The organism is Akkermansia sp. 54_46 (assembly GCF_001917295.1).
Lineage (GTDB): Bacteria > Verrucomicrobiota > Verrucomicrobiia > Verrucomicrobiales > Akkermansiaceae > Akkermansia > Akkermansia muciniphila.
On sequence record NZ_MNUD01000035.1, the window covers coordinates 294,718 to 307,099 of the forward strand.

The 12,382-nt window shown below is 58.7% G+C and carries 9 protein-coding genes; 6 read left to right on the forward strand and 3 right to left on the reverse strand.

Annotation, left to right across the window (positions count from 1 at the left end; all coding sequences use genetic code 11):
• Window positions 1-11: 11 nt before the first annotated feature.
• Both BHW66_RS10620 and proB read right to left on the reverse strand, forming a co-directional pair.
• Entirely contained in the window at window positions 12-1,295 is a 1,284-nt protein-coding gene (locus BHW66_RS10620) for a glutamate-5-semialdehyde dehydrogenase (protein ID WP_237970269.1), read from the reverse strand.
• 10 nt (window positions 1,296-1,305) lie between these two features.
• Window positions 1,306-2,064, reverse strand: a complete 759-nt coding sequence (gene proB, locus BHW66_RS10625) for a glutamate 5-kinase (protein WP_046436739.1) — start codon at window positions 2,062-2,064, stop codon at window positions 1,306-1,308.
• Between the two features lie 437 nt (window positions 2,065-2,501).
• Between proB and tkt the strand changes: the two genes are divergently transcribed.
• Window positions 2,502-4,505: a transketolase gene (gene tkt / locus BHW66_RS10630; RefSeq protein WP_286689029.1), complete on the forward strand. Its 2,004-nt coding sequence runs from the start codon at window positions 2,502-2,504 to the stop codon at window positions 4,503-4,505.
• A 491-nt stretch (window positions 4,506-4,996) separates the two neighbouring features.
• Here the strand turns inward: tkt and BHW66_RS10635 are convergent, their stop codons facing one another.
• Window positions 4,997-6,844: a GreA/GreB family elongation factor gene (locus BHW66_RS10635; RefSeq protein ID WP_012419584.1), complete on the reverse strand. Its 1,848-nt coding sequence runs from the start codon at window positions 6,842-6,844 to the stop codon at window positions 4,997-4,999.
• 243 nt (window positions 6,845-7,087) lie between these two features.
• Here BHW66_RS10635 and purC point away from each other — a divergent pair, with 243 nt between their 5' ends.
• The 5 genes from purC to BHW66_RS10660 all read left to right on the forward strand — a co-directional run bounded on the left by purC (window position 7,088) and on the right by BHW66_RS10660 (window position 12,320).
• On the forward strand, window positions 7,088-7,798 hold the full coding sequence (gene purC / locus BHW66_RS10640; protein WP_102733621.1) for a phosphoribosylaminoimidazolesuccinocarboxamide synthase: 711 nt from the start codon (window positions 7,088-7,090) through the stop codon (window positions 7,796-7,798).
• Between the two features lie 76 nt (window positions 7,799-7,874).
• Window positions 7,875-8,321: a hypothetical protein gene (locus tag BHW66_RS10645; RefSeq protein WP_094139248.1), complete on the forward strand. Its 447-nt coding sequence runs from the start codon at window positions 7,875-7,877 to the stop codon at window positions 8,319-8,321.
• Window positions 8,322-8,342: 21 nt separating this feature from the next.
• On the forward strand, window positions 8,343-10,745 hold the full coding sequence (purL, locus tag BHW66_RS10650) for a phosphoribosylformylglycinamidine synthase subunit PurL (protein ID WP_094139247.1): 2,403 nt from the start codon (window positions 8,343-8,345) through the stop codon (window positions 10,743-10,745).
• Between the two features lie 48 nt (window positions 10,746-10,793).
• The gene (locus BHW66_RS10655; RefSeq protein ID WP_046436748.1) at window positions 10,794-11,501 is read left to right on the forward strand and encodes a phosphoribosylformylglycinamidine synthase subunit PurQ; all 708 of its coding nucleotides are present in this window, start codon (window positions 10,794-10,796) and stop codon (window positions 11,499-11,501) included.
• Between the two features lie 39 nt (window positions 11,502-11,540).
• Window positions 11,541-12,320, forward strand: a complete 780-nt coding sequence (locus BHW66_RS10660; RefSeq protein WP_286689030.1) for a hypothetical protein — start codon at window positions 11,541-11,543, stop codon at window positions 12,318-12,320.
• Window positions 12,321-12,382: the final 62 nt, after the last annotated feature.

The following is a 12,382-nucleotide window of genomic DNA, read 5'->3' on the forward strand; positions in this document are numbered from 1 at the left end:
GGGCCTCCTGCTCAGGCACGGCCTTTCCGCGGAACTCGGGACGGGTCCTTCATCTGCCCGTCTCCTTCAATAACATACTTGTAGGAAGTAAGTTCCCGCAAAGCCATTGGCCCCCGGGCATGAAATTTGTCCGTACCGATGCCTATTTCCGCCCCGAAGCCGAATTCCTCCCCGTCGCTGAACCGCGTGGAACAATTATGGTAAACGCACGCGCTGTCCACCCGGTTCATAAAATAATCGCGCGCCCGTTCATCCTCCGTAATGATGGAATCACTGTGGTGGGAGCCGTAATGGTTAATGTGCTCCACGGCATCACGGACGCCGTCCACCACTTTCACGGAAAGAATCAGGTCTTCATATTCCGTGGACCAATCCTCTTCTTCCGCCGGAATGGCTTCCGGACCAAAAAACGGGCGGCTTCGCTCACACACGCGGCATTCCACGCCGCGCAGGCGCATGCGTTCCGCCGCCATCGGCAGGAACCGTTCTGCCGCGGCAGCGTCCACCAGCAGGGTTTCCGCCGCATTGCATACGCCGGGCCTCTGCGTTTTGGCGTCATCCAGCACGTTCACGGCCATCTCTAAATCCGCCGCCGCATCCACATACACATGGCAAACGCCGTCCAGATGCTTCAGCACGGGAACCCTGGCGTACTCCGTCACGGCGCGGATCAGTCCCTTTCCCCCCCTGGGAATAATCACGTTCAGGAAAGAATCCAGCCCGCACAACTGCCGCACCTCATCACGGCTGCCGGAATCCAGAAGCTGCACGGCGTCCGCGGAAACGGCGGACTCCTTCAGCGCGGCGCGCAGAACCTCCGCCAGCGCCCGGTTGGTCCGCAGAGACTCGCTTCCGCCGCGCAGAATAACGGCATTCCCGGACTTCAGGCACAGGGCGGCGGCATCGCAGGTGACGGTGCCGCGGCTCTCGTAAATAAAACCGATGACCCCCAAGGGAACGCGCACCTGGCGGATATGCAACCCGTTGGGGCGCGTCCATTCCCGGATGCATTCGCCCACGGGATCAGGGAGAGCCGCCACCTGTTCCATGCCGCGGGCCATGTGCTCCACACGCTCCGGCGTCAGAAGCAGCCTGTCCAGAAACGCGGCATTGCGGCCGCCTTTCCGGGCCTCTTCCATATCAAGGCCGTTCTCCCGGACAATCTTTTCCGCAGCGCTCCGAACGCCTGCGGCCATCAGGCGCAGGGCCAGAGCCTTCTCTTCCGGCTCCAGGGCAAGCAACTCCCGTGAGGCCTCCAGAGCGGTCCGTCCCGCCGGTTCAAGAGGATTCTTCATTTTCATAACTTCATCCCTTCGGTACAAAATATGTTCCGATTCCTTCCGCTTTCCCCTCCAGCAGCAGCGCGATGCGTTCCGGATGGCGGCCATGCAGCATGTAAACGCCCGTCCCCGCATTCACGGCCTCCCGGATAGCCTGAAGCTTGGCGCTCATGCCGCCCATGGAAAAGCGCCCCTGGTCCTCCTCCGCGAACGCCAGCACGGCATCCACGTCCTCCACCCGGGAAATGATGGCCTCCCGCCTTCCTCCGGGGGGATACAGGCCGTCCACGCTCGTCAGGATAAACAGAGCGTCAGCCTCCACCAGACGCGCGATATGCACGGACAGGATATCGTTGTCCCCAAACTTCAACTCCTCCACGGATACGGTATCATTTTCATTGACAATCGGGATAATGCCTCCGTGCTCAAACAGGCGCAACACCGTGGCCTGCACGTTGCGGCGGCGGAGTTTCAAATCCTCCGCTGTCAGCAGGAGCTGGGCCACATCCACGTTAAAGTGGTTGAAAAGATTCTCATACGCCTGCATCAGCCGCGTCTGCCCCACGGCCGCGCACGCCTGTTTCAAGGACAGTTCCTGAGGATAGGACGGAAGACCCAGGACGGACACGCCGGCCCCTACAGCGCCGGAGCTGACCAGAACCACCTGATGGCCCTGCTGCATCAGCCCCGCCAGGGCGCTCACCAGATGCACGATGGAAGAACCGTCCAACGTCCCATTCTCTCGGGTCAACACGCCCGTACCTACTTTAATTACGATTTTCATGTATTTCCGCCGCTTATGATACAACAATCCCTTTTTCCGCAAAAAGCGGAAAACGCGTCTTTTCCGCGCTAACCCGTGAAAGCGCCGGACGCAAAAACGGAAGGAATTCCCCCTTCTTCTTCCATAAAGATAAAAAGGATCATTCCCTCCGACTGACCGGCTCCGGCGCGGATGAAATCCGCCATCCCGGCCAATATCTGGACATCCATGAAAACCAGGGGCGGACAACACCGGAGAAAAGGACTGGAGCATGCCGTCCGACATGTTTCCCCCGGCTTTATTCCCTAAAGCGCCATACATTCCGGTGAGCGTGCCGCAAAACCGGGAGCGGCATGCGCGGCGCTTCCATCTTCAATGCTTTTCCCCGGTCCGGAACTGGCGCCGGAGACGCATTTTAGGCTTCCAATATGAAGCTGATCCGCTCATATTGCCCGGGCATGAATCTTGACCTTCTCCAAAAAGCCGCCAACCAGGCGCGGGGACTCGCCATGGATGCCGTTCACGACTGTGCATCCGGCCACCTGGGCCTGCCGCTGGGGTGCGCCGAAATCGGGGCCGTCCTGTTCGGCGATTTGCTCAACATCTGCCCTTCACAGCCCCGCTGGCTCAACCGTGACCGCTTCATTCTCTCCGCCGGCCACGGCTCCATGTTTCTTTACGGCTGGCTCCACCTGTCAGGATTCAACATCGGCATTGAAGATATCAAAAACTTCCGTCACAAAGGTTCCATCACGCCCGGCCACCCCGAATTCCGGGATACGGAAGGCGTAGAATGCACCACGGGACCGCTGGGCCAGGGTATTGCGAACGCCGTAGGCTTCGCCCTCTCCGCCAGGCGCGCGGCTGCCCGGTTCAACAGGCCCGGCATGGATATCTTCACCCAGCACGTCTTCTGCCTCACGGGAGACGGCTGCCTGCAGGAAGGCGTCGCCCGGGAATCCCTCGCCCTGGCCGCCGTGCTCAAGCTGGATAACCTTATTCTCATTTACGATTCCAACGACATCACGCTGGACGCTCCCGCGGAACGTACCCAGCTTACGGATCCGCGCGCCGTATACGAAGCCCTGGGCTGGGATGTGCGCCAGATTGACGGGCACGACATCAAGGCCATTAAGTCAGCGGTTGAAGCCGCCAAAAACGCCAAAAACGGGAAACCCCAGCTCATCATTGCCAAAACGGTCATCGGCAAGGGCATTCCCGGCATTGAAGGCACCACAAAAGGCCATGGGGAAGGCGGGGCCAAGCTTCAGGAAGAAGCGCACGCCAACTGGGAAATTCCTGCCGGAGAACGTTATTACGTCTCCGAAGACGTCCGTACCGCTTTCGCAGACCTGAAAGCCCAACGGGAAAAAGATTTCAATGCCTGGAACGCCATGTACGAACAATGGCGCCGGGCTTATCCGGAACTGGCAGAGGAACTGGACGCAGGCATCAACGCCTGCTCCTGCGGCGTCAATCCGGCAGACTCGGACAAGGCAATCCCGCCCTTCCCGCAGGACTATGGCGATGCTACCCGTTCGGCCGGAGCCGTTGCCATCAACGCTATCGCTAAAGCGAATCCCTGCTTCCTGACCACCAGCGCAGACCTTTACAGCTCCAATAAAAACTACCTTTCCGGCGCAGGAGACTTCTCTGCGGAAACCCCGGAAGGGCGCAACTTCTGGTTCGGCATCCGCGAACACGCCATGGCCGCCATCTGCAACGGCATTGCCTACGACGGCCTGTTCCGCGTAAGCGCCGCCACTTTCTGCGTCTTCGTAGACTACATGCGCGCCTCCATCCGTGTAGCCGCCCTCAGCGGACTCCCCGTCACCTATATTCTGACGCATGACTCCGTAGCCGTGGGAGAAGACGGCCCCACCCACCAGCCGGTGGAAACAATTTCAGGCCTCCGTGTCATTCCGAACCTGGATGTCATCCGCCCGGCGGACCCGGAAGAAACCGCAGGAGCCTGGATGGCCGCCATGCAGCGTGCCGACGGCCCTACCGCCCTCATCCTGACCCGTCAGAAAGTGGCTACGCTGAACGGAATCCCCGTTGAAACGCGCCGGGAAGGCGTGCTGAAAGGCGCCTACATCGCCCGGAAAGAACAGGGAGCCTTGAAAGCCATTATTCTTGCCAGCGGTTCCGAACTGGAACTGGCTCTGAAAGCGGCGGAAAAAATAGGGGAAGGAATCCGGGTCGTCTCCATGCCAAGCTTCTGCCGCTTTGACGCGCAGCCTGCCGAATACCGGGAAAGCGTGCTTCCCTCCTCCTGCATGAGGAGAGTTTCCGTAGAAGCCGGAGTCACGGACCTCTGGTGGAAATATCTGGGCTGCCAGGGGGAAGCCGTGGGCATCAACCGTTTCGGCTTCTCCGCTCCCGGAACACAGGTGCTGGAAGAACTCGGCATGAATGTGGACAACGTCGTTGCCGCCGTTCACAAAGTGCTTGCCAGATAAACAGGGAATTTTCCCCTTCATCTCTTTCCAAGGGCTGTTCCGCATCCGCCGGAACAGCCCCTTTTTCATGTCTCCCCGGTTGCCAGGAAAAAGGCAAGGCCGTTTTCACGAAACACCAGTATCCGTAACGCAGGAACTATATCCTTTCCTGTGAAAATTCCGTTCGTTTCCCGTCCGGATTTCTCTAAATACAAGACCTCCGCACATCAGCTCCATTGTCCGAACCGGACCCGGATGGGACTCAGGCCGCAAAAGCCCCGGTTGCAAGCAGCCCGTTTTCATCTCAGCTGCCGGAACGGATAATTTCAGGTTTCCTTCATGGCGCCGATAAATATGCGGGGCGGCCATGATCAAGCGCCGCCTCTATCGACGATGCGATGAACCCTAAACCCGCAAAATAACGAGGTTCCGGCCCATCAACAATGAAAAACCGCCCCTTTCCGAAAAAAGGGGCGGTTTTAAAGACCTTGGCGACAAGGGAAGCGGCTCCTTTAGAACGCGGCTTCAATCTTCGTAATGGTATACACCTTTTTCTTGTCGCCGTCCATCGGGACAATCTTCACCTGGTCCCCTACACTTTTGCCCGTCAGCTCCTTGCCGACCTGGGAAAGATAGGAGACGATATGCTTTTCCGGATTTGTGTCCCACGCGCCCAGAATGGTGTACACCACGGGCTCCCCGCCATTCAACGGCTGAAGAGTCACCTTCGTTCCCATGGCGGCGCGGGAGGTATCCGTCACGGCAAAGTCCGTGCCGCGGGCCAGGGCCAGCGCATGTTCCAGTTCCGCCCGGCGGCGGTTGAGCACCTTCTCCACTTCCTTGGCATCCTGGTAGCCGCCGTTTTCGCGGAGATCCCCCTCCGCACGGGAAATCTTCTTGTTATGCAGGTTTTCCGGAATTTTCACGTTTACCAGTTCTTCCAGCTCCTTCTTGCGGGCCTCCAGGCTTTCCCAGGAAACGAAAATCGGTTCCGGTTTGTCGGAGTTGTCCACCAGGGCGTCCAGCACAATGGCGTGCAGGTCTGGGAATACGCTGATGATGCGGGCCATCAGCGCGCCGCGGTCCTGTTCGGAGAAAGCGGAGGTGTTGTACAGCATCTTGGCAAACTGGCGGACTTCCGCCACATCCTGCCCCTTGATCATTTCCTGGATGATGCTCTTATCCTCCATGAACAGGTTCTTCAGGCGCAGCATGCGATTGGGGCCGCCGTCCATGTGGTCCTGTTCAATCAGGGAAAGCATCGCAATGCCCACAGGGAGGCCAAAAAGAGGCTTGGAAGCGTCATGCCGCTGGCGGCATATCCAGATGAGGGACTCCGCCGGAAGGGTCTGGCGCAGCAATTCATGCTTCAAATGCTTGACCAGCACCTTGTCCTGCCCTTCTTCTATCAGGAATTTGGCGATTTCCCCCACGGCGCGGGCGCCGCCTGCATCAAAAAGCTCCAGCGCCTTCTGCGGCCAATCCTCCCCAAAGATGGCGGGCAGCGTGGCATACACGCGCTTCTGCCGCACGGCAGGCATGGAATTGAGCACTTCCGCGAAGCGGCCCACATCGCCGATATTGGCTTCCACGATGGAACGAAGGGGATAAGCTTCCTTGGCCGCCTCCGTATTTTTAAGGGAGGCAATCAGGTCATCCCTGAGCACGGCCAGCTCCAGCACCTGCTGGAGAGCCAGGCTGCCGCCGTTGCGCACATCAGCATCCACGGCACGAATCAGGGCATTGACGGCATCCGGCTCTGCCATGACCGCTTCCATTTTGATGCCGTCCAGCACGCGCACCTTGGCTTTCAGGTCGGCGGCCTTATTGTAATCTTCCAGAGCCGCCTGCGCGCGGGAAAGGATATTCGCGCGAAGCGTGATGCGTTCGCCCTTGCGGGTGGGCATCATGAACTGGACATTGGAACGGAGCATGGCGCGCACCTTGTCCCACCAGTTTTTCCACTTGTCCGCCGCAATTACGGTGCCTTTCAGCGCGGCTTCCAGCTTCTCCGGAGTAAGGGAATTACCGTAGCCCTGCAAGGTAACGCGCACCAGTTCCACCGGGTCATCCACGGACAGGTTGATCAGGGATTCGGTATCTTCATACCGCTTGGCCAGGAAATGGTCGTCACTGATGAACTCCAAAATTCTGGGAGCGAATTCCAGGGCAACTTCGTGTTCCGGATTTTCCTCAAAATCAATGACCAGCTTTTTGGCGGGGAGATTCCAGGAAATGACTTTTCCGGCGCCCCAGGAAGCATGGAAGCAGTAACGGCCAGGTGCGATGCGATCAAGTTTTTCGGCGAGAGAGGGGGTAATTTTCCCCAGAGACAATAATTTCTCCAAGTCGGCGTGCATACTAAAGCACATGATACGCCCCCCCCTACCGGTATCAAGACTAATTTCCCTCTTCCGTCCGGACTCCCTCCGTGCGGCTTTTCAAGGTTGCCCCGGAGACTGCGGCCGTCTGCGTCATGCTCCGACTTCGCATTCGGGTTTCGCTTCTTTTTCCCTCCCCTCCTTCATCCAGTTGCGGCTTGACCGTGCGGAGCGTCTGGCGTAACATCTCCGCACGCATTCAACCCCTGCGCAACACGTATCATGGAACCTATTTACGAAGGGAAGGCCAAACGCCTTTATACGACTGATAATCCCAACGTCCTCCGCATGGAATACAAGGACGACGCCACTGCCGGAAACGGAGCCAAGAAGGCCCAGTTTGAAAACAAGGGCAGGATGAACAAGGCCATCACCCTGGTCATCTACCGCATGCTGGAAAGCAAGGGCGTGAAAACCCACCTGGTTGCGGACGTGGACGACATCAACATTGACGTAAAAAAGGTTTCCATCCTTCCTCTGGAAGTGATCGTGCGCAACATCGCCGCCGGCTCCTTCAGCCGCCGCATGGGCGTCAAGGAAGGAACCCCTTTCAAGAAGCCGATTGTGGAATTCTCCTACAAGGATGACAGCCTGGGCGACCCCTTCATTAATGACGACTACGCCCGTGAAATGAACGCCGCTACGGAAGAGGAATGCGCCTTCCTGAAAAATCAGGCCCGCATCGTGAATGATGTGCTGATTGACTTTTTCAAACAGGCCGGACTTACTCTGGTGGACTTCAAAATTGAGTTCGGCCGCTTGGCGGAAGATCCCTCCCAAATCGTGCTGGCAGACGAAATTTCTCCGGATACCTGCCGCCTGTGGGACATCAAGACCGGCGAGAAGATGGACAAGGACCGCTTCCGCCAGGACCTCGGCAACGTGATGGAAGCCTACGAAGAAGTCCTTTCCCGGCTCCAGAACAAGGCTTGAGCCTCTTTCCCCCCTCCCATGGGAGCCGGTCTTTCCGCCGGCCCCCATTTTTCATTTTACCACACTCTTGAGCAATATGACCCTCCACTTTGAAGTTATCAACCGGTTCCAGGCCGCCGCCAGTGCGGACGCCCTGCTCTATACCCCCCTGAACGCCGGCCTCACTTTCCGCCGCAGCCGCGTTTACACCGTAGAAATCACCGGGGACGGACAAAAAGCCCGCGAATACCTCCTGAGTGTACTGGTGGACCCCATTTCCCAGGAATGCACGGAACAGAACGCGCCCATCCTGGAAGGCGCCCTGTTCACGATTGACTACGGCATGAAAGCCGGCGCCCTGGATCTGGAAAAAGAAGCCATCCTGCAAAACTACCGCGGGCGCCGGAATATGGGCTTTACTATGGACGGCCTGAAAATCACCCAGCGCGTGTACGTCTTCGGCCAGGGAGACAAGGAAACCCTGGCGGCGCGCTTTGCCAAGGACGTCTGCAACCCCGCCATTCACAACTGGACCATCGCCTAACCCTTTTTCTTTTCCATCCACATGTCCGCCAAAACCTACCGAACCGTTCCCGTGAGGAACCTGAGCAGCGACGAACTGCTTGAACTCAGCAAAAAGCAGAAGCTTTCCCTGTCCCGTGAAGACATGGAAGTCGTCCAGCAGATTTTCCGGGAAATCGACCGCGACCCCACTGACGTGGAACTGGAAGTAATCGCCCAGACGTGGTCGGAACACTGCAAGCACCGCATCTTTTCCGCCTCCATCCGCCACAGCGTCAACGGAGGCGCGCCGGAGACGGTAAACAGCCTGTTCAAAACCTACATCAAAAAGCCTTCCGAGAAGATCATGGAACGCAAGCCGGGCTTCGTGCTCAGCGCGTTTGACGACAATGCCGGCTTCATCGCCCTGGATGACAACCTGGCCGTCTGCCTGAAGGCGGAAACGCACAACCACCCCTCCGCCATTGAACCGTACGCCGGGGCCAACACCGGGCTGGGCGGCGTTATCCGCGACATCCTGGGCGCAGGCAAGGGAGCCAAGCCCATCGCCTCCCTGGACGTCTTCTGCTTCGGCGCTCCGGACACGAATCCGGCAGACATCACCGCCCCGGACGTCATCCACCCCCTGGGCATCATGCGCGGCGTGGTGCGCGGCGTGCGCGACTACGGCAACCGCATGGGCATTCCCACCGTCAACGGCGCCATCCAGTTTGACCCCACGTACATTTACAACCCCCTAGTCTTCTGCGGCACCGCCGGCGTAATTCCGCGCGGCGACATCCTGAAGGAAATGCGCCCCGGCCTCAAGGTAATCGTCATTGGCGGGCGCACGGGTCGGGACGGTCTCAAGGGAGCCACGTTCTCCTCCGCCGCTCTGGATGAAGCCTCCCATGAGGAAGACTTCACCGCCGTGCAAATCGGCAACCCGATTGAAGAGAAGAAAACGCTGGACTTCATTCTGGAAGCGCGTGAACGCGGCCTCATCGTCTTCATTACGGACTGCGGCGCCGGCGGCTTCTCTTCCGCCGCCGGAGAAATGCTCTCCGTCACAGGCGGTGAAATTTTCCTGGACAACGCCCCTCTCAAGGAACCCGGACTCATCTCCTGGGAAATCTTCCTGTCGGAATCCCAGGAACGCATGGTCATGGCCGTGGAGGAAAAAGACCTTCCGGAACTCCGGAAGCTGGCAGACACCTTCCAGACGGAACTGACCGTCCTGGGCCATTCCGACGACACGGGAATCCTGAAGGTCTGGCACAAGGGGGAACTCGTCTGCTGCCTGGACAACTCCAAGCTGCATGACGCCCCCATCAAGAAGCTGAAATCCGTATTCACCCCCGGCAAGGCGCTCACGGGCCAGCTCCTCCCGGACAAGGACCTGAACAAATCCCTGGAAACCGTGATGGGAGACTTCGCCATCGTTTCCCGGGAACCCATCATCCGCGAGTACGACCATGAGGTGCAGGGCAACACCATCCTGAAGCCCCTGGCGGGCGCGCAGGCGGACGCTCCGCAGGACGGCTCCGTGGTGGACATCGACGGCTCGGACAAATGCATGGCCATGGCTTGCGCCATTCTTCCGGAATGGGGTAAAACGGATCCCTACGCCATGGGTACCGGTACCGTGGACGAATGCGTGCGCCAACTCATCCTGGTAGGCTCCAATCCGGACAAAATCGGCCTTCTGGACAACTTCTGCATGGGGAATCCGGAAGATCCGGCGGAACTCGGACGCCTGGTGGAATGCGTGAAGGCCATCGCCAAGGCGGCGGACGCGTACAATGCCCCCTTCATTTCCGGCAAGGACTCCTTCTACAACTATTTTGAAACGGAAAACGGCCCCATCAACGTGCCTGTCACTTTCCTCTGTTCCGGCTTCGGCGTGGTGGAAAACCCGGACCACGTCATCGGTTCTTCCCTGAGGCGGAACAATAGCCTGCTGTACCTCATCGGCCATACGGAAGATGAGATGGGAGGCTCCGTCTTCGCCCGCACCCACGGTGTGGAAGACGGCAAGGTTCCCCAGACGGACTGCGCCGCGAACATGGAGCTGTACAAAGCCTACTACAGCGCCCTGACTTCCGGTCTGGTGCTCTCCGCCCATGACGTTTCCGAAGGCGGCCTGGCCGTCACGGCTGCAGAAATGGCCTTTTCCGGCAAGGGTGGCGTTCGGCTGGATCTCACGAAGGTACCGACTGCCAATGGCTGGAAATCCCCGGCAGTGCCTCTGTTCAGCGAAAGCACGGGCCGTATCCTTGTGGAGGTGGATCCGGAATTCGCCGCGGATTTTGAAACGGCTATGGACGGCTTCCCCTGCGCCTGCATCGGCGGCGTTACGGAAGAAAAGCGCCTCACGGCCACCTGCTGCGGCGGGGAAAAGGTGCTGGATTGCGACATAGCCAACCTCAAAAAGCTCTGGAAGGACGGACTTACCCCCTATTATTGATCCCCTGAAACCGGCATCTTACCAAACCAACGATTCATTTCTACCAATATGCCTCACGCACTTTTATTGAAATACCCCGGCACCAACTGCGACGTGGAAACGGAACGCGCCCTGCGCGCGGCAGGGTTCTCCACCCAGATCCAGCCCATCGCCACGGCTACGCCGGAACACGTCGCAAAATCCCAGCTTGTCGTCCTGGGCGGCGGGTTCAGCTACGGGGACTACGTCACCAGCGGCCGCCTGGCCCAGCTGGAAACGGAACGCTTCCTGGGGGATGCCCTGCAGCGGCATCATGCCGGAGGAGGCATGCTCCTGGGCATCTGCAACGGGTTCCAGATTCTCACCAAACTGGGCATTCTTCCTGACTCCAGCCTGATTGACAATAAAAAGGAACGTTTTGAATGCGTCTGGGCCAAACTGGTGAAAGTAGCCAAAAACTCTCCCTTCCTTCAAGGCCTGCCGGATGAATTCGAACTGCCCTCCGCCCATGCGGAAGGGCGCCTGGTCACCCGCCCCGGAGATGCGGAAAAATACCTGGCTGCCGGAAATGTGGCTCTCCAGTACGTAGACAACCGCGACGGCTGTGAATGCAGCATCGCCGGCCTCCAGGATTCCACCGGGCGCGCCATGGGTCTGATGCCCCATCCGGAACGCTTTCTGCTGCCCCGCCACCACTATGACAAGGACTGGGCCGGCAATGAAGACTGGGGCTGGGGGTACTTCCTCTTCAAATCCGCTTTTGACGCCCTGAAATAAAGGTTCATTCCCCATCAACCGCTCCCCCGCATTCATTCCATGACAGATACGGCTCTCATCGGTTCTTCCTGTGCCCTCGGCGTTTTCTGGTCCTCAAAACGGTACTTTGACTACCTGATTGATGAAACCAACCTGTCCCTGCTGCGCGGCAAGGAATTCGGGCAGGCCGTCATTATCTGCCCCTCCCTCCGGGAAGGGAGCACGGCTATTCGGCGGAATACGGCTCCCTTTCTGGCTCAGGTTAAAACCCTGATTGATCTCCTGCATGAGGTGAAGGCGGAACGGGTGACCTACATCACCAGCATTGATACCCAGCCGGAAACGGGAAATGAACTTTCTCCCTTGCTCCGTGAACCGGAAGACGAATGGCTGGCGGCTCTGGTGGAGCTGAAAGACTTCATCAACCTCCGGTTCGGCCGCGTGCTGAACGTTTACCTTCCGGAAGTCACCGGAACGGGAGCCGGCATGAGTGTGGCGGATCTGCTGGCGGAGGTTCCGGAGGGAACGGAAGAGCTGGACGTGGCTCTGCTGGAGCGCCATCAGCTTTATCCCATGCACCGCCTGGTCAGGGACGTGGAAAAAGCCTGGGAATGCGGCATCTTTTCCGTGAATCTGGTGCCGGAACCCGTCACTGCCTTTGAACTGGTGGAGCAGTGCTTCCCTGCCCTGGTCAACCGCCTCCCCGTCGCGAAGGAAACGGACCCGTACGGAAGCGCCAGAACATCCGTTTACTCCACTCAATACCACGATCCGGACACCGGTTATATCATGGACAAGCAGGACGTCCTGGCGGGGCTTTCCCCGGACAAACAGTCCTAGCCCCCGGTCAAAAAAACTTTTTCCAGGCCCCGTCTGCTTCCTGCGCAGTCGGGGCTTTTTAT